The organism is Streptomyces sp. NPDC021020 (assembly GCF_044333285.1).
Lineage (GTDB): Bacteria > Actinomycetota > Actinomycetes > Streptomycetales > Streptomycetaceae > Actinacidiphila.
The window spans coordinates 575,588-593,492 of record NZ_JBIRQQ010000003.1 but is presented as its reverse complement, the minus strand read 5'-3'; the positions used below and the strand labels follow the sequence as shown (position 1 = coordinate 593,492).

The following is a 17,905-nucleotide window of genomic DNA, read 5'->3' as shown; positions in this document are numbered from 1 at the left end:
AGAAGCAGCTTACCAACATCCTGTAACATCGTTTCAAAACGACGTTTCAAAACCTGGAGAAATCACCGTGCCACCGTTCGTCATACGTTCTTTGCGCTTCACGGGCCGCCTGCTGGCAGCCGTCGCCGCAGCGGTGGCGCTGATCGCCCTCTTCCTGGCCCTGATCGCCGCCACCGACGGCGCAGGATCGGGGCTCGTCGCATGGTTCGCGGCCGTCGGGGTCGCGGTCGCCGGGGTCGCGGTCGCCACGGCGCTGCGGCGGGGCCGCCGACGCTCCTGGCGGGGACGGCTGGTGCCGTTCCTGCCGGTGCTCTTCGCGGGGGCGCTGACCCTGTCGGTGTGCATCCCCACCGTCCCCACGACGCGCCACTACCCGTCCGCCCTGGGGTTCGTGAAAACCGAGCACTGGCGCCTGTCCACCGGCAGCCGGGTCGCGGTCTACCACTACCCGCCCACCGGCAGCAGCCCCCGGCAGCCCGTACCGCTCGTCTACCTCAACGGCGGCCCGGTGCGCGGCATCTCGGTGCTCGACCACCACTTCCTGCAGCTGCTCGCGGGACAGGGCTACGACGTGTACACCTACGAGCAGGCCGGCGGCGGACGCAGCGACCTGCTGCCCATGGACCAGTATTCGATCACCCGCTCCGTCAACGACCTCGGCGCCTTCGTCGACAAGCTCGGCAAGGGCCGCCCCGACGTGCTGGGATTCTCCTCAGGTGCGGTCGTGCTCACCCGCGCGCTCGCCGACCCGGCCACCGCCGCGCGCCTGCACCGGGCGGTCATCGCCGAGCCAGGCCCGATGGACGGCCCCACCGCCCGGATCACCGGGCAGAAGGGCCGACCGTCGGCCCGCGGCCTCGCACCGGCCGTGTCCGGGCCACGCTCCACCCACGTCCCGCGGTACGCGGTCGGGTTCGGCCTCATGCGGCTCGGACTGCTCAGCCCCGAGAACGGACTGATAGGACAGGCAGAAGGCGACAACGCCTTCACCGCCGCCGATCTCGGCAGCGACACCGCGTCCGCCTACTGCGCGCGGGACGCACACCGCATCCCGGTCGAAGACACCGCGGAGAACTTCTCCTTCAGTGCCGCCGCCAGCCTCCGCATCCAGCAAACGATCAAGGACTCCCCCTCCCTCGCCCCCCAGCTGAGCCGCTCCCGGACACCCGCGATGCTGATGATCGCCGAGTGCTCCTCCCAGGTCCGGCAGTGGGAGACGACCATCCTCGCGGACAACCCCGCCATCCAGCGCACCCAGTACATGCCCGGCGTCGGCCACCACATGTGGAACGGCCTGGACGACAACGACCAACGAGCAGCGGCCGTCATCACCGCATTCCTCCAGGACAAGCCCGCACCGCTGCCCGACTACCCGACCCGAGCAGACATCCCGGCCTTCCTCCGTGACCACAAGTAGGCGGGCAGGGGCCTGCCCGAAGTGCGACGTACGAGCCGCGCCGCCGTGCCCCTCGGGCGCGGCGGCGCGGTCGTCGGCCCCGGGCGACCTGTCTCGTTCACCCTGATCACGCGTCAATCTCCTGGCAGAGAGCTGCTTTCTGCCTCGCTGCTGCTTCGGGAGAGCAGGGCAGGGACCGTGCGACGTGGCCGGCGTTCAGTTCCATGTGCCTGCCGGTGAAGCGGGTTCGCATGCGGCGGTCGTGGGTGACGACGACGACCGCGCCCCGGTAGCAGGCCAGGGCTCCTTCCAGTTCTTCGACCAGGACGGGGGAGAGATGGTTGGTGGGCTCGTCCAGCAGCAACAGGTCGACGGGTTCGCTGACGAGACGGGCCAGTTCGATCCGGCGCCTTTGCCCGTAGGACAGTTCGCCCACTTTCAGGCGCAGGTCGGCAGAGCCGAACAGGCCGAGGGACAGCAGACGGTCGATGTGCTCGTCCGGTTCGCCCCCGCGGCCGTGGGCGAACGCCTGCGGGACGGTCAGATCGGGCGGCCACGGTGTCTCCTCCTGCCTCAGGTGCCCGACCCGGCCGCGCGTGCGCACCGTCCCCTCGTCGGGCCGCAGTTCACCCGCCAGCACCCGCAGGAGCGTGGTCTTGCCGGCCCCGTTGGGCCCGGTGACCAACAACCGCTCCTGGCCGCCGATCCGCAGCGACGGCACGTGCAGCCGGTCCTCGACACGGATGCCGGTGAGTTCCGCCGCGGCCTGCGACGTCCGGCCGTCGGCGGTGGTCATCCGCGCGGCGAGCACCAGTGGTTCGGGCGGCGGCGCGACAGGATCGTCCGTCAGCCGTTCTACACGCTCCTTCGCGTTGCGGATACGGACCATCGCCCCGTGACCACGGCCGCGGGCGCGGAAGCCGCCGTGGCCGAACACGGCAAGCGGCACCTTGCGAGGAATCGCCGCCAGCCGTGCCACGTTCGTGGCGGCCAACTCCTGATTGCGGGCCAGCTCCGCGCACCAGTCCGCGTACTCCTGCAGACGGCGCCGCCGCTCGGCGGCCTTGGCCGCAAGGTAGCCGTGGTAGCCGTCGCCGTGACGCGTCACCCTGCCCTCGCCCACCTCCAGGATCGTGGTGGTGACCCGTTCCAGGAACACCCGGTCATGGGTGACCGCGAGCACCGTGCCGCGATGCGCCCGCAGATGCGCTTCGAGCCAGCCCACCGCCTGGTCGTCCAGATCGTTGGTGGGCTCGTCCAGCAGCAGCAGCTCCGGCTGCGACGCCAAGGTCGCGGCCAGCACCAGCCGCGACCGCTCACCACCCGACAGCGTGCCCAGGACCCGATCCCGAGCCAGACCCGGCAGCCCGAGCCCGTGCAGGGCGATGTCCACCCGCGCATCGGCTTCGTAACCCGCGCGCGCCTCGTACCGGCCGACCAGGTCGCCGTAGGCCTCCAGCGCGGCGGTGAGCTCCGCCCCCGCCAAACCCGCCAGTCCGGCTTCGGCGCGGCGCATCCGCGCTTCGAGTTCCCGCAGGTCAGCAAGAGCCATGTCCACCGCGTCCTGGACGGTGGCCTCCGGAGGCAGGGCCAACGACTGGGCCAGATAGCCCGAGCCGCCCGGTGCGATCACGGTCAGTTCACCGCGGCCGGGCCGGTCCTGCCCGGCGATCAGCCGCAGCAAAGTGGATTTCCCAGCTCCGTTGTCGCCGATGACGCCGACCCGCTCGCCGGGCCTGACACTGAAGGACACGCCGTCCAGCACGACATGGTCGTCGTAGCGGCGGGTGACGTTCTGAAGAGATAGCTGTGCAGTAAGCATGGAGTCCCCTGTTCTCGGCCGAACCGATCAGCACGGATGGACGGACGCATCCGCACACGCCGAAAACACTCCGCGGCACACCGGACAGACGGCACCACGGAAGGAACGGAAGCACGGATGAGAACGCGCGACCACGGAGCCAAGCTCAACGCAGCCGCACAGGGAAGATCACAGAGAACCCATGCCCAGCACCGTAGACGGGAAGTCCACGGGGCCGCAAACCGTTTTTCCGGCGAGTCGGCAGAGCCGCGTCGTCGGGCGCGGAGACGGGCGTGCACGTGTCCCGAGAGAGGCAGCGCCGGAAACGCAACGGGCCCCCGACCGGGGGCCCGCGCAGGTCGCGCCCGCTGCGTCCGCGGGCGCCGGAGTGGGGCGGCTGGGACTCGAACCCAGGACCGGCGGATTATGAGTCCGCTGCTCTAACCGGCTGAGCTACCGCCCCGTACGGCGTGGCGTGCGCCGTCTGCCGCAGCATAGCTGCTCATACGATCTGTCGCCCTCGTGGGTCACAGACGCGGCATCAGGTGGACTCCTGGGAGGAGGCGGATGGTTCCCGCGGGTACGAAAAAGGACCCCAACGGGGTCCCGGGTCGTGCGCTCCCCCGACTGGACTCGAACCAGTAACCTGCCGGTTAACAGCCGGCTGCTCTGCCAATTGAGCTACAGGGGACCGAAGCTCCCCCGACTGGACTCGAACCAGTAACCTGCCGGTTAACAGCCGGCTGCTCTGCCAATTGAGCTACAGGGGATCGCTTCGCGTGCACCGAATGCACCCGCCGGAGGCTTCCCGGAAGGCGCGCGTTCGGTGCGACACATACATTAGCGCAAGTGGGGGGGTGCTCCGCCAACCCTTAGCGGCCGGGTTGCGACTCGGGCGCGGAGGGTAGGCGCCCAGCCACGACGAGCACGACCAGCAACGACGAGCAACGCGGCCGCCAGGGCGTACGGCCGCAGCGAGGATGGTGGAGCCATGCGCTACAAGCTGACGTTCATCGCGGGAGCCGCTGTCGGGTTCGTGATCGGTGCCAGGGCGGGCCGGGAGCGGTACGAGCAGCTGGTCAGGGCCGGGCAGGCCTTCGTCCAGAACCCGGCGGTGCGCAACGCCGCGGAGAGCGCCGCGCAGCAGAGCCGGACGGCCGCGGTACGGGCCGCCGACACGGTCGTCGTCAAGGTCGGGCCGCGGCTCCCGGAGCCGCTCGCCGAGAAGGTGCGGGCGATGCGCAACGGCGGCGCGCCCTCCGACGACTGGGGCACCTCGAACACCTGAGCCAGGCCGGGCGGCGGGCCGCGCGGCGCGCGGGCCGCCCGGTGCGGCATCATCGGCCCTATGGGCAAAGTGGCCGGTATAGACAACTCCTCCGCGGGTACCACCGTCGTCGTCTGCGACACGGACACCGGTGAGGTCCTGCGGCAGGGTTACGCACCCCACGAGGGCGGGGACGGCGGCAAGCCGTCCGAGCTGGATCCGCAGGCCTGGCTGCTGTCGCTGGGCGAGGCGGCCAAGGGCGGGGTCCTGGAGGGTGTGCAGGCGATCGGGGTGTGCGGCCAGCAGCACGGGCTGGTCGCGCTGGACGCGGGCGGCGTGACCGTACGGCCCGCGCTGCTGCGCGGCGACAACCGCGCGCAGACGCAGGCCGCGGACCTGCTCCAGGAGCTGGGCGGGCCCGCGGGCTGGGCGGACGCGGTGGGCGCGCAGCCGCAGGCGGCCTACCCGGTGGCGAAGCTGCGCTGGCTCGCCCAGCACGAGCCGGCCGCCGCGGCGCGGGTCGCCGCGGTGATGCTGCCGCACGACTGGCTGGTCTGGCAGCTGCTCGGCCAGCCCGCCCGCCGCACCACCGACCGCGGCGACGCGTCGGGCACCGGCTACTGGTCGGCGGCCACCGGCGAATACCGCCCCGACCTCGTCGAGCGCGCCCTCGGCCGCTCCGTGGCGCTGCCCGAGGTGCTGGGCCCCGCCGAGCCCGCGGGCCAGACGCCCGAGGGCCTGCTCATCTCGGCCGGCACGGGCGACACGATGGCCGCGGCCCTGGGCCTGGGCGTCGGGCCCGGCGACGCGGTGGTGTCGCTGGGCGCGGGCGGCAGCGTCTTCGCCGTCCACCACGAGGCGCTGAAGGACCCGACCGGCACCGTCACCGCCTTCGCCGACGCGACCGGCCGCCACCTGCCCGTCCTCCAGGTGCGCAACGCGGTACGGACGCTGCGCGGCGCCGCCGAGCTGCTCGGCACCGACCTCGCCGGGCTCTCGGAGCTGGCGCTGGCCTCGACGCCGGGCGCGTACGGCCTCGTCCTGCTCCCCTACCTGGAAGGTGAGCGCACCCCGGACCTGCCGCACACCGCGGGCACGCTGGCCGGGCTGCGGCGCGAGTCGATGAAGCCGGAGCACTTGGCCCGCGCGGCCTTCGAGGGCATGCTGTGCGGGCTCGCCGACGCGCTGGACGTGCTGCGCGGCAAGGGCGTGGAGATCCGCCGGGTGGTGCTGCTCGGCGCGGCGGCGGAGCTGCCGGCCGTACGGGCACTGGCGCCGTCGATCTTCGGGACGCTCGTGGTGGTGCCGCCGCCGGCGGAGTACGCGGCGCTCGGCGCGGCCCGGCAGGCGGCCTGGTCGCTGGGCACGGTGCTGGGCTCGCACACGCAGGGCGAGCCGCCCGCCTGGCCGCAGCTCGCGGGCACCGCGGTGCTCGACCCGGAGGACGCGGTGGAGCCGGACGGCCCGGGCCAGGACGGTACGGGTCCGGGCGAGCCCGGGCACGGCGGGGGCGGGCCCGCGGTCGGCTCGGCGGTGCGGCAGCAGTTCATCGCGGTGCGCGAGCAGACCCATCCGGGGGCCTTCGCGGCGCTGTGACCCGCGGGGGGCGTGCCCGTCGCAGGGGGCCGCCGGTCCGCGACCTACGCGCCGCCGGTGCGACCGGTGCGACCCGCGTGACCCCCGCGACCCGGGAGGTTTTGCCTCTCTTTAACCGGATGCGGCCCCGCGATGTCCGACGATAGGGTTGCGCGCCGTCCCGGGACGGCGCGCTCAACCCTGCGCGGGTGGTCCTGCGTCCTGAGGGGAAAAGGCGCGGCGCCACCGTCCTTCGCCGGTGCCGCGCCCGCCTGTCCCCGTCAGTCCGCACGCCCGCGCCGCCCCGTCACACCACCGCCGCCCCCGAACGTCAGAACCTCAGAGCCCGAGCGCCGCCGCCCGTACCGTACCGACCGACCGACCCCGAGGTAGTCAGTGTGCTGATCCGACTCCTGCGGTCCCACCTGGGACCGTACAAGCGCCCCATCGGCGCGCTGGTGACCCTGCAGTTCGTCTCGACCCTCGCCGCCCTCTTCCTGCCCACCCTCAACGCCGACATCATCGACAACGGCGTGGTCAAGGGCGACTCGGGCTACATCCTGAGCATGGGCGCGACCATGCTCGGCGTGACCGTCGTGCAGGTGCTGTGCGCGATCTGCGCGGTGTACTACGGCGCGCGGACGTCGATGGCGATCGGGCGGGACATCCGCGCGGCGGTCTTCGACCAGGTGCAGAGCTTCTCCGCGCGCGAGGTCGGGCAGTTCGGCGCGCCCTCGCTGATCACCCGCACCACCAACGACGTCCAGCAGGTCCAGATGCTGGTGCTGATGTCGTTCACGATGATGGTGTCCGCGCCGATCATGTGCGTCGGCGGCATCGTGATGGCGCTCGGCCAGGACGTGCCGCTGTCGTCGCTGCTGCTGGCGGTGGTGCCGGTGCTGGGCATCGCCGTGAGCCTGATCATCCGCAAGCTGCGCCCGATCTTCCGGACGATGCAGAAGCGCGTCGACACCGTGAACCGGGTGCTGCGCGAGCAGATCACCGGCATCCGGGTGATCCGCGCCTTCGTCAAGGACGACTACGAGCAGCGCCGCTTCGGGAAGGCCAACGAGGAGGTCACGGCGGTCTCGCTGGCCTCCGGGCGGCTGCTCGCGCTGATGTTCCCGACCGTGATGGCGATCGTGAACCTGTCGAGCGTGGCCGTGCTGTGGTTCGGCGCCCACCGCATCGACAGCGGCGGCATGCAGATCGGCGCGCTCACGGCCTTCCTGAGCTATCTGATGCAGATCCTGATGTCGGTCATGATGGCCACCTTCATGTTCATGATGGTGCCGCGCGCCGAGGTGTGCGCCGAGCGCATCCAGGAGGTGCTGGGTACGGAGTCCAGCGTCGTCCCGCCGAAGGCGCCGATCACGTCGCTGGGGCGGCGCGGCGAGCTGGAGCTCTTCGACGTCGACTTCGCCTACCCCGGCGCCGAGGCCGCGGTGCTGCGCGGCATCGACCTCATCGCCCGCCCCGGCGAGACGACCGCGGTCATCGGCTCGACGGGCAGCGGCAAGTCCACCCTGCTCGGCCTGATCCCCCGGCTGTACGACGCGACGGGCGGCAGGGTGCTGATCGACGGCGAGGACGTGGCGGAGCTGGATCCGGCGCTGCTCGCCGAGACCGTCGGCCTGGTCCCGCAGAAGCCGTACCTCTTCTCCGGCACGGTCGCCTCCAACCTGCGCTACGGCAAGCCGGACGCGACGGAGGAGGAGCTGTGGCACGCGCTGGAGGTGGCGCAGGCCAAGGAATTCGTCGAGCGGCTGGAGGGCGGCCTCGACGCGGACATCGCGCAGGGCGGCAGCAACGTCTCCGGCGGGCAGCGGCAGCGGCTCGCGATCGCGCGGGCGCTGGTGCGGCGCCCGGAGATCTACCTCTTCGACGACTCCTTCTCCGCGCTGGACTACGCGACGGACGCGGCGCTGCGGCGGGCGCTCGGGGCGGAGACGGCGGATTCGACGGTGGTGATCGTGGCCCAGCGGGTGTCCACGATCCGTGACGCCGACCGGATCGTCGTCCTCGACGAGGGGCGGGTCGTCGGCACCGGCACCCACGAGGAGCTGATGGCCACGAACGAGACCTACCGGGAGATCGTGTTGTCCCAGCTGACCGAGCAGGAGGCGGCGGCATGAGCGGCGGCCCCAACGGCGCATCCGGCGGTGCCGGCGGACCCGGCGACAAGGCACCCGGCGCGGGCGGACCCGGCGGTCCCGGTGACAAGGCACCCGGCGGTCCCGGCGGCAAGGTCATGGCCACCGCCCAGCGCGGCCCCCGCCCGATGGGCGGCCCCGCGCGCTTCATGAGCGGCGGCCCCATCGAGCGCTCCATGGACTTCAAGGGCTCCTTCAAGCGCGTGATCGGCCTCATGCGCCCGGACCGCGCCCTGCTCTACCTCGTCCTGTCGGTCGGCGTCGTCAGCGTCGCCCTCGCCGTGACCGGCCCCCGTATCCTCGGCCACGCCACCGACCTGATCTTCGCCGGTGTCATCGGCCGCCAGCTCAAGGGCGGCTCGAAGGAGCAGTCCCTCGACTACCTGCGCGCCCACGGCAAGGGCGGCGTCGCGGACATGCTCTCCGGCATCGACTTCACCCCCGGCCAGGGCATGGACTTCGGCGCGATCGGCGCGGTCCTGCTGCTGGCCCTCGGGGTGTACGCGCTGGCCGCGCTGTTCAGCGTCGTCCAGATGCGGACGGCGACGACCGTCATCAACCGCACCGTCTTCCGGCTGCGCCGCGACGTCGAGGCGAAGATCTCCCGGCTGCCGCTGTCGTACTTCGACAAGCAGCCGCGCGGCGAGGTCCTCAGCCGCGCCACGAACGACATCGACAACATCGGCCAGACCATGCAGCAGACCATGGGCCAGCTGATCAACTCGCTCCTGACCATCGTCGGCGTGCTGGCCATGATGTTCTGGATCTCCTGGCTGCTGGCGCTGGTCGCGCTCGTCACCGTGCCGCTGACGCTGCTGGTCGCGACCCGGGTCGGCAAACGCGCGCAGCCGCAGTTCGTCCAGCAGTGGAAGACGACCGGCAAGCTCAACGCGCACATCGAGGAGATGTACACCGGCCACAGCCTGGTGAAGGTCTTCGGCCGCCAGCAGGAGTCCGCCGAAACCTTCCGGCAGGAGAACGAGGCGCTGTACGAGGCCGGCTTCAAGGCGCAGTTCCTGTCCGGCACGATCCAGCCGCTGATGATGTTCCTCGGCAACCTGCAGTACGTGCTGATCGCCGTCGTCGGCGGGCTGCGGGTCGCGTCCGGGGCGCTGTCGATCGGCGACGTGCAGGCCTTCGTCCAGTATTCGCGGCAGTTCAGCCAGCCGCTGACGCAGGTCGCGAGCATGGCCAACCTGATCCAGTCCGGCGTCGCCTCCGCCGAGCGGGTCTTCGAGCTGCTGGACGCCGAGGAGCAGTCCCCGGATCCGGCCGTCCCCGCCCGCCCGGTCGAGCTGACCGGCCGCGTCGCGCTGGAGAAGGTCTCCTTCCGCTACGACCCGGACAAGCCGCTCATCGACGAGCTGTCGGTGAGCGTCCGGCCCGGCCAGACGGTCGCGATCGTCGGCCCCACCGGCGCCGGCAAGACCACCCTGGTCAACCTGCTGATGCGGTTCTACGAGGTGACCGGCGGCCGGATCACCCTGGACGACGTGGACGTGGCCGCCATGTCCCGCGAGGAGCTGCGCTCGGCCATCGGCATGGTGCTCCAGGACACCTGGCTCTTCGGCGGCACCATCGCCGAGAACATCGGCTACGGCCACGAGGACGCGACCCGCGAGGACATCGAGGCGGCCGCGCGCGCCGCGCACGCCGACCGCTTCATCCGCACCCTCCCGGACGGCTACGACACCGTCCTCGACGACGAGGGCACGGGCGTCAGCGCGGGCGAGAAGCAGCTCATCACGATCGCCCGGGCCTTCCTGTCCGACCCGGTGATCCTGGTCCTCGACGAGGCCACCAGCTCCGTCGACACCCGCACCGAGGTCCTCATCCAGCGCGCGATGGCCCGCCTCAGCCACGGCCGCACCAGCTTCGTGATCGCCCACCGGCTGTCCACGATCCGCGACGCCGACGTCATCCTGGTGATGGAGGCCGGCGCCATCGTGGAGCAGGGCACCCACGACGAACTGCTCGCCGCGCAGGGCGCGTACGCCCGCCTGTACGCGGCGCAGTTCGCCCAGGCGGTCGCCGAGGTCGACTGACGACCCCGCCGCCCGGACGCTGCCCTCGCCCGGACCGACGGGCCAGGACAGCGTCCGGGCGGCTCACGACGACGCGCCCGCCGCGCCCGGCAGCCCGACGGCGGGCAGAACGACGGCGGGTGGGCCCTGAGCCAGCGGGCCGCGGGCGAGCGGGCCCAGCAGGAGGACCCGGTCGCCGCTCTCCACAGGGAGCGTCAAGGGGGCGCAAGGGCTGCGGAGAGCGGGATAGTCCTTGCCGGCGGCACAGCCCGCCGCGTGCAGGTCGAATTGCGCCAGCACGGTCGTTCCGGCACCCGTGGGCGTGACGTGGAGGAGGTAGTACGGGCCGGAGTAGTCCGGGTAGGCAACGGCGTAGAAGCCGCGGCCCGACGTCGCGGCCACGTTCGCCACCTCCAAGTCGGCCAGAGCCACCGCGTGGTCCGGGGTACTTCCGGACACCGTGAGGCCGTACGCGGGTCCGCCCCGGCGGCTGGGCGCGGGTGGCGCCCAGGGTGGCGCCGACGGCGTAGAGGGTGCCGGACGGGTCGAGGAGGGTCGTCCTGCCGGGGCGGAAGTCCCCTTCCTTTCCCGGCAGCCGGGCCGCCCGGCCGTTCCGCAGCGACCACAGCCCCGCGTCGTCGCCGATGACGAGCGTGCCGGCCGGGTATTCCCCGACGATGAACGGATGCCGGAAGGGGTGCGAAGTCGTCAGGGGTACCACGGGGCTGTTCCGCGGGACGGTGTACAGCGCGGCCGGCTCCGCGGCGGTGGGAGAGGAGCCCTTGACGACCACCGTGCCGTCCCGCATGACGATCAGCTGGTTCACGTTGCCCATGGGCCGCACCCGGAGCAGCGGCCCGGCCCGGCCTTCCGGCGTGATCCGGACGATCTGCGGATCGGATGTGCCCCGGTTGGGAATCACGTAGACATTTCCCGCGGCATCGGACCGCACCAGCCCCACCGCGGCGTCCAGCCCGCTGTCCAGCTCCTTGTACCCGATCCCGTCCGGATCGAAGGCGACCACCCGCCCCGGGACGGGCTTCGGCACCTTTGCCACGCTGCTGCCGCTACCACCGGAGCACGCGCCCAGAGCGAGCGCCATGGCCGCGAGCAGCGCGCTTGCCGTGGTGCGTACGGCGCGCGGGCTAGTGGCCGTCACGCGGGCGCGGGGGTTCAGGGCCCGACTCCGGCGAGGACGAGCCCCGGGGTCCCCCGCATGAGTGGCCCCAGCATGAGCAGGCGTCTGCCGCTTTCGGCGAGGAACCAGGACGGCTCGCAGGAGTTGCCGAGAGCGGGGTAGCCCTTGCCGACGGCACAGCCCGCCGCGTGCAGGCCGAACTGGGCAAGGACGGTGGTCCCGGCGCCCGTGGGGGTCACGTGGACGACGTAGTAGGGGTCGTACGACTCCGGGCTCGCCACCGCGTAGAAGCCGCCGGACGACGCGGGAATCACCCATGTCACATGCAGTTTCGCGAGTGCTGCCGCACCGCCCGGAACGCTTCCCGTCACGGTGAGGCCGTAGGGCGGCTTGCCCACCGGCTGGGCCCGCGTCTTGCCGAGGGTGTCGTCGACGGCGTAGACGGTGCCCGACGGATCAACGACGTTCCACTTTTTCCCGAGGCGGAACGCTCCTCCCGCCCCTGGCCGCCGCGTCGCCCGACCGGCCCGCAGGGACCAGAGACCCGAGTCGTCACGGACGACGAGCGACCCGGCCGGATACTCGCCGACGAGGACAGGATGGCTGAGCGCAGGCGACGGCACGAGAGGCGTCAAGGAGCCGCTCCGTTGCACGGAGTAGAGCGCGGAAGGCCCGTCGGCGCCGGACCGCGAGCCGCGGACCACCATGCTGCCGTCCCACAGGACGGTCAGCTGGCTGACGTATCCCAGACCGCGCAGGCGCAGGTACGGTGCGGCCTCGCCACCCGGCGTGATCCGCACGACCTCCGGATCGGACGTGCCCCTGTCGGGAACCACGTAGACGTTCCCGGTGGCGTCGAACGCCACGATCCCCGACTCGGCCCTGAAATCGGCGCCCAAGCCCTTGTAGCCGAGCCCGTCCAGGTCGAAGGGCACGACCCGCCCCCGAACGGGCGTCGGCAGCCCCGCAGGGCGGTGGCCACCGCCACCCGAGCATCCGACCAGAACGAACGCCATCGCACAGAGAAAGGCGCCTGCCCTCGCGGCGAACGGCCGAGGCTCATTTGCCGTCATGAGAGCCTTCCGACTTGTTGTAGCCCTTCTCGAACGCGTCCTGGCGCGCGTTCGCGGCAGGGCCATCGCTTCCGGGGTGCTCCGGGGGCAGGTCGTGCTGATCCGTCCACCAACTGACGAAGTTCTCGTCCTGGTATGCACCGGGTGCCACTGTCATCGTGGCAGGGTTGTACCAACGGACGCCGGCGGGGGGAGGAGGTACTGCGCCTGCGCGTATAAGCCCCTGAGCCAGGGCGGGAGTGTAGGAAAAGGTGACGTCTTTGGCGTTCTTCTCGTTCAGTGCCTCCTGCTTGCCCGCGTTGTCCGTGGAAAACGGATCCGTCTGCTTCGCCCCGACGCCTCGACCCCATTTCACCAGCGTCTGTGAGTACTTGAGACCTTTGGTGATGAAGGTCTTGCTCTTCCCCTCCAGCCCCGCGGGCGGCGAGCCGCCTTCGAAGACGATGCCGACGGTGTCAAGGATCGCCTGGTTGGTCTTGTGCTGCTCGTCGAGTTGCTGGGCCTCGGTGTAGCTCAGACCGTTCTTCGCCTTGGTGAACAGCCCGGCCATGTTGCCCAGAGCGGTGAGTTCGACGTCGGGGTCGGCTTGCGCCGCCGCGTCGGCGACCTTCTGGTGCATGGTGACATCGAACATCGCCGCCGCGCCGGGGTTGTCGCGGGCGAAGAGCTGCATGACGTTCACCACGTCGTCGTGGTACATGACAAGATGTCCGAATTGCGGGTCGTAGCCGTGGGCTCCGGATGACTGCTGGGTAGTTTTTCCGAGCTCGTCCGCCCACGTGCCGGTGATGCCCGCCAGGGCGATGGCCGTCTGCGGCGGGTAGGTGGGGTATTCCCCCTTCTCAAAGCCGTCGCGCTGCTGGAAGACGTCGTTCTGGTGCGCCGCGGCCTGCAGGATGTTGGCGGCGGCCTGGCCGGACCGGTCGGCGTGGGCGTCGCTGCGGTCGGTCGCGGCCATGATGAGAACCCGGTTCACCGCTGTCGAGTCGTCCCACGTCGTGGGGCCGGGGGTCTGCCAGGTGTAGTCGACCAACTGCCCGGCGTGCCGCCTTGCGTCGGCGGTGTCCTGGCCCAGCAGGTCGCGCGAGGCGTCGGGGTTCTCGCCGAGACGGTCGAGCAGGGCCAGGGACGGGTCGTTGGCCTCGATGGCCTTCAGGTCGGCGGTGTGGTCGCCGCCGTGACGCACGTAGTCGCAGTGGATGCCGAGGGTGGTGTACCAGGCGTCTGGCGGGTCGACGTAGCCGCCCGCCGAGTACGGGGGCGCGGGTTTCGCGTACCTCGGGCGCATGTCGTGCGTCTGGCGCCAGTCCAGCATCGCGCCGCTGACGTCGGAGAGGATCTCGGGGTTCCACTTGTCGCCCGGCGGGCCGTACGTGAAGAGCATGCCGACCGACCACATGTCGCCGCCGGCGGGCTGGGTGAGCTTCTTCTCCCAGTCCGCCGACATGGTGATTTTGCCCTGGGCGGCCATCGTGGTGGCCGCCTGGACGCCCTGCCCGAACTGGGCGAGCATCGCCTCGGATTCCTTGTCGAGCACCACTCCGTCGTGCGTACCGTCCTGCTCGTGCAGGACGCGAGCGGCGCGGGCCGCCTGGTCCATACCGCCGTTGGCCATGAACGCCTGCAGGTACGCCGGGTCGTCCTGGTGGTCGGCCAGCGACTGCGCGATCTCGGCGATTGTGGCCCGCGAGGCCGGGGCCCGCGGATCGTCCATGACCTGCGCCAGGAGATCCGCCTCCTGCTGAGCCTCCCGCGCCGTGTCGATCTGCGCGACTTCCCAGGGGACGTTGACCCAGGTCACATGCGGCCCGATCGTGCCGCGGGGTTTCAGGGCATGCGACAGGTTGAGCGCCTGGTCGGCGCGTCGGCCCATGTCGTGGGCGTCATCGGCGACCTGCGCGGTCTGCGCGGCGAGCGGACCGAGGTCGATGAGGGCCGGTCCCCAGGTACCGAAGTGCTTGCGGATGACAGGACCGTTCTTGGCCAGCGCGGTGGCCAGGGCCTGTAAGCGGTCGGCGAGTTGGCGCACCCGGTGCGGTTCCACACCGGCGAAGTCGTTCACGTGCTGTTCCCCCCAGGATGCAAGAAGACGGTCGTGGCCGGTCAGGCGTGACCGTGGTATTTGGCGTCCGAATCCGCCTGTTCGTTGGTGGCCTTGAGGATCATCCAGCGCTCCTGCCCCGGACATTCGTCGAGGATCCCCGTCAGCCGCGCCATACGGCCGCGGAAGTCCGTGGCCCAGGCGTCGGCCGCGGAGCCGACCCAGGTGTTCACCAGGAACGGAGTGACGTCGTTGAGGGCGGTCCTGATGTTGTCGGCTGCGGTCTGCACCGCGGCCATGTCCTGCTTGCACTGTTCTGCGTTCTTCATGAGCCCGTGCCTCACGTGTGGGTGCGGTGCTGCGGACGCGACACAAGTGGTACCGAAGCCCCGAGGGCCTTCCGTATGTCCGACACCCTTGCCCCGACGGCGGTTCGCCGGATCCAGCGTCCCAATCAGGCAGATGCGCAAAGACGCCACACGGACACTTTCGGTGACCCCCGGCGGTCACAGGAGAGGGCGCCCGGGACCCGCCCCGAACGCCCCTGCCTGCGAAGCCCCGCGCCCGGTCAGCGGTTGACGGACTGGATCTCCCGGACGGTGACGTCCACCGTGCTCGGGAAGGTCGCCGCGGGCAGGGCCTTGGGGGTGGGCTGGCCGGTGCCGGTCCAGCTCACGCGCCATCTGACCGTGACCGTCAGCGGGACCTGGCTCCCGTTGCTGTCCTCCAGGTAGGTCACCCCGCAGGGCGGATTGCCCTTGTCTCCCGAGTGGTAAGCCGTGCCCAGGTTGGGGCAGTCGCCGGACGCGGGGAACTTCTCGGCGTCCAGGCCGCCCGATTCGATCCGGAAGCCGATCGGCGTGGCGGTGGTCGTCGCGGAGACGTTGTAGTCCGGAAGGAAGGCGGTCACCGAGACCTTGTAGAAGTCCTTGGGGTCGAGCCACACCCACGTCGGCAGGTTCACCGCCTGCGTGAGCTTCGGTTCGATCGACGGATCCCCGGTCGGTATGAGCAGCTTCTTGTAGGCCAGTTCGGCCAGCACCTCGGGGGTGATCGCGTTGCGGTGGCCGGCGGGCGGGGTGTCGCCCTTGTCGACCCAGAAGGGCTCGTCCTGGCAGTCGTTCGCGCCGGGCACGTTGTAGTCGGGCGCGTATCCCGACCACCAGTAGCCCTTGCCGGTCTTGTCCATGTTGAAGTCGGTGTACGGATGGCCGTCCGCGTACTTGTCCTTCTGCCCCGAGATCCACTCCCAGCTCGGTGACTGCTCCGACCACACCGTCTCCGACTCCGCCTTGAGCTGGGCGGGCGTGTAGTACGGCTCGTACCAGCACGGCGGCGGCGTCCAGTTGCCGGCGGCCTTCGGCGTCGCCACGGGCTTGCCGCTCGACGCGGAGCCGTTCGCCGCGTCGTCGTACTGGACGCCCGCGGTGGCGGTGATGTCCTTGCCGTGGTCCGTGAGGGCGCCGTCGGCGTCAGCCCGCCCGCCTGCGTACGCGAGTCCGGGCGCGAGAGCCACCAGGGCCGCCGAAACGGCCACCACCGCTTGCCACTTGAGACGGCTCACGGCTGGCACTGCTTCGCCCCTCGGTCCTGGAGCATCCCGTCCGTCTGCCAGACGCCCTGCGCGTTCTTCTTCAGGTCGGTGTTGTAGAGGACGTAACTGTCCGACGTGGTCGGGGTGTTGTCGACCTTCCCGGTCTTTCGGTTCTTGAGGAACGCCTTGCTCTCGTCGGAGCAGTAGATCACCGAGGCGTGGCCGGTCCCGAGGATCGTGACCTTCCGGTCGAAGAAGCGGACCGTGCCGGTCCAGGTGTAGTTCTTCGACAGGTAGCCGTTGACGTAGAGCGTGACCGTGTCGTTGGCACGTCCCGCGGTGTAGAAGCCCAGCGCCTTCGTCGCCGCTGTGCCCTGGAAGATGCCGTCGTCCAGGGCCATGACCCACTGCTGGTTGTCCGCGAGGATGGCGTCCTTGGTGGCGTCCCCGGTGTGCTGGTCCTCGAACACGTCCTTCGCGTCCGGCGGGAAGGACGTGATCGTCGGCCGCCCCACCCCCGTCGCACTCGGCGACGGTGTCGCCGACGTCGTCGTCGGCGCGGGGGCGGACGTCGTGATGTCCTTGCCCGGGTCCTTGATCTTGTCGTCGCTGTTCTTCGAGCCGCCGCCGCAGGCGGAGAGCAGCAGCGCGGCAGAGACGGCCACGCAGGTGGCGGCGAGCGCGTGCGGTGCGCGCATGGTCAACAGACTCCCCGTTCGTTCGGCGTAAGGCCGCCGAACCGGGCACAACGGCGCACTCCCCCCGCGCACTCGGTCCACGGCCCCGTTTCGTGTGACGCCCGAGACTATCCAAGTACCAGGCCTCACACGAGATGGACGCCGCCTTGGCCAAGACCGTTCCCTCCCGGGCCCGGAATGCCGCGGGCGGGCGCACCATGGGGGGAGCGGGTTCACGCGCGGACGGGGGTACGGCGATGAGCGGCAGGTGGCGGGTGGCGGGCGCGGGGGTGGCGGCAGCCGTGCTCGTGGCGGTGGCGGGGTGTCAGCCGCCGGACGGGGGCGGGGCGTCGGGCAAGCCGGGGGCGCGGGCGAGCGCGCCCGCGGCCGTCTCGTATCTCACCGGGGAGCCGGGGGCGGCCGGGCACGTGCTGGCCGTGAAGATCGACAACGTCGGGGCGGCCCGGCCCGCGACGGGGCTGGACGACGCGGCGATCGTGTACGCGATCGAGGTCGAGGGCGGGCTCTCCCGGTTGATGGCGGTGTACGACGACAAGCACCTGCCGCAGAAGGTCGGGCCCGTGCGCAGCGCGCGGGAGACGGACCTGCAACTGCTCGCGGAGTACAACCACCCGGCGCTGGCCTTCTCCGGCGCGCAGAGCAAGCTGCTGCCGGTGCTCAGGTCGAGCGACGACCTCGCGGCGGTGACGGGCACGCGCGACTTCTTCCGCGACTCCGCCCGCCGCGCCCCGCACAACGAGTACCTGCGGCCCGCGGGACCCGCCGCGAAGGGCGGCACCGCCGAGGACATCGGGCTGCGCTTCGCGGCGGCCGTCCCGCCTGGCGGCACGAGCGGGACGAAGGGCACCACGGCGTCGGCGAAGATGCCCTCCGCGCGCTTCTCCTTCAGCTACGACGGCTCGCGCTACCGCGTCTCGATGGACGGCAAGGCGTCTCCGTGGTCGGCGGACAACGTGATCATCCAGCATGTCGACGTCCAGGAGTCGCGCTACCACAGCCGTACCGGCTTCGTCCCCTTCAGCCAGACCGTGGGCAGCGGCCAGGCGCAGATCCTCCGCGACGGCCGGTCCTACCCGGCCACATGGCACCGCCCCTCCCCCACCACGGGCACCTCCTACACGCTGAACGGCGCGCCCCTGGCGCTCAGGCCGGGGCACACCTGGATCGTGCTGGAGCCGTGAGAAGGTCCTCTGTCATGTGGGCGA

The 17,905-nt window shown here is 71.1% G+C and carries 13 protein-coding genes and 3 tRNA genes; 6 read left to right on the top strand and 10 right to left on the bottom strand.

Features of this window, described 5'->3' with window-relative positions; all coding sequences use genetic code 11:
• The first annotated feature begins 67 nt into the window (after window positions 1-67).
• A complete protein-coding gene (locus ACH4SL_RS11035; RefSeq protein ID WP_398443643.1) occupies window positions 68-1,417 on the top strand; it encodes an alpha/beta fold hydrolase in 1,350 nt (449 codons plus the stop codon).
• A 106-nt stretch (window positions 1,418-1,523) separates the two neighbouring features.
• Here ACH4SL_RS11035 and ACH4SL_RS11030 read toward each other — a convergent pair whose 3' ends face one another.
• The 4 genes from ACH4SL_RS11030 to ACH4SL_RS11015 form a co-directional block, all read right to left on the bottom strand.
• Window positions 1,524-3,218, bottom strand: a complete 1,695-nt coding sequence (locus ACH4SL_RS11030; RefSeq protein WP_398443641.1) for a TlrC/CarA/OleB/SrmB family ABC-F type ribosomal protection protein — start codon at window positions 3,216-3,218, stop codon at window positions 1,524-1,526.
• Between the two features lie 368 nt (window positions 3,219-3,586).
• Window positions 3,587-3,660, bottom strand: a tRNA-Ile gene (locus ACH4SL_RS11025).
• Window positions 3,661-3,815: 155 nt separating this feature from the next.
• Window positions 3,816-3,888, bottom strand: a tRNA-Asn gene (locus ACH4SL_RS11020).
• Window positions 3,889-3,894: 6 nt separating this feature from the next.
• A tRNA-Asn gene (locus tag ACH4SL_RS11015) sits at window positions 3,895-3,967 on the bottom strand.
• 221 nt (window positions 3,968-4,188) lie between these two features.
• Between ACH4SL_RS11015 and ACH4SL_RS11010 the strand changes: the two genes are divergently transcribed.
• The 4 genes from ACH4SL_RS11010 (at window position 4,189) to ACH4SL_RS10995 (ending at window position 10,237) form a co-directional block, all read left to right on the top strand.
• The gene (locus ACH4SL_RS11010) at window positions 4,189-4,485 is read left to right on the top strand and encodes a YtxH domain-containing protein (RefSeq protein WP_398443639.1); all 297 of its coding nucleotides are present in this window, start codon (window positions 4,189-4,191) and stop codon (window positions 4,483-4,485) included.
• A 60-nt stretch (window positions 4,486-4,545) separates the two neighbouring features.
• The gene (locus tag ACH4SL_RS11005) at window positions 4,546-6,060 is read left to right on the top strand and encodes an FGGY family carbohydrate kinase (RefSeq protein WP_398443637.1); all 1,515 of its coding nucleotides are present in this window, start codon (window positions 4,546-4,548) and stop codon (window positions 6,058-6,060) included.
• 377 nt (window positions 6,061-6,437) lie between these two features.
• Window positions 6,438-8,174 carry an ABC transporter ATP-binding protein gene (locus ACH4SL_RS11000; RefSeq protein WP_398443634.1) on the top strand — a complete coding sequence of 579 codons (1,737 nt, stop codon included), beginning with the start codon at window positions 6,438-6,440 and terminating at the stop codon, window positions 8,172-8,174.
• 146 nt (window positions 8,175-8,320) lie between these two features.
• A complete protein-coding gene (locus ACH4SL_RS10995) occupies window positions 8,321-10,237 on the top strand; it encodes an ABC transporter ATP-binding protein (RefSeq protein ID WP_398444098.1) in 1,917 nt (638 codons plus the stop codon).
• A gap of 63 nt (window positions 10,238-10,300) precedes the next feature.
• Here ACH4SL_RS10995 and ACH4SL_RS10990 read toward each other — a convergent pair whose 3' ends face one another.
• The 6 genes from ACH4SL_RS10990 to ACH4SL_RS10965 form a co-directional block, all read right to left on the bottom strand.
• Window positions 10,301-10,675 carry a hypothetical protein gene (locus ACH4SL_RS10990; RefSeq protein ID WP_398443632.1) on the bottom strand — a complete coding sequence of 125 codons (375 nt, stop codon included), beginning with the start codon at window positions 10,673-10,675 and terminating at the stop codon, window positions 10,301-10,303.
• A 714-nt stretch (window positions 10,676-11,389) separates the two neighbouring features.
• Window positions 11,390-12,289: a hypothetical protein gene (locus ACH4SL_RS10985; RefSeq protein ID WP_398443630.1), complete on the bottom strand. Its 900-nt coding sequence runs from the start codon at window positions 12,287-12,289 to the stop codon at window positions 11,390-11,392.
• A 124-nt stretch (window positions 12,290-12,413) separates the two neighbouring features.
• Window positions 12,414-14,489 carry a hypothetical protein gene (locus ACH4SL_RS10980; protein ID WP_398443628.1) on the bottom strand — a complete coding sequence of 692 codons (2,076 nt, stop codon included), beginning with the start codon at window positions 14,487-14,489 and terminating at the stop codon, window positions 12,414-12,416.
• A 41-nt stretch (window positions 14,490-14,530) separates the two neighbouring features.
• Window positions 14,531-14,797, bottom strand: coding sequence for a hypothetical protein (locus ACH4SL_RS10975; protein ID WP_398443626.1), 267 nt, complete (start codon window positions 14,795-14,797; stop codon window positions 14,531-14,533).
• 239 nt (window positions 14,798-15,036) lie between these two features.
• Window positions 15,037-16,032 (bottom strand): hypothetical protein, encoded by a 996-nt coding sequence (locus tag ACH4SL_RS10970; RefSeq protein ID WP_398443624.1) that lies wholly within the window; start codon window positions 16,030-16,032, stop codon window positions 15,037-15,039.
• Window positions 16,029-16,700 carry a hypothetical protein gene (locus ACH4SL_RS10965; RefSeq protein ID WP_398443622.1) on the bottom strand — a complete coding sequence of 224 codons (672 nt, stop codon included), beginning with the start codon at window positions 16,698-16,700 and terminating at the stop codon, window positions 16,029-16,031. The genes ACH4SL_RS10970 and ACH4SL_RS10965 overlap by 4 nt, the downstream gene beginning before the upstream one ends.
• Window positions 16,701-16,936: 236 nt before the next feature.
• Between ACH4SL_RS10965 and ACH4SL_RS10960 the strand changes: the two genes are divergently transcribed.
• Window positions 16,937-17,881 carry a DUF3048 domain-containing protein gene (locus ACH4SL_RS10960; protein WP_398443620.1) on the top strand — a complete coding sequence of 315 codons (945 nt, stop codon included), beginning with the start codon at window positions 16,937-16,939 and terminating at the stop codon, window positions 17,879-17,881.
• Window positions 17,882-17,905: the final 24 nt, after the last annotated feature.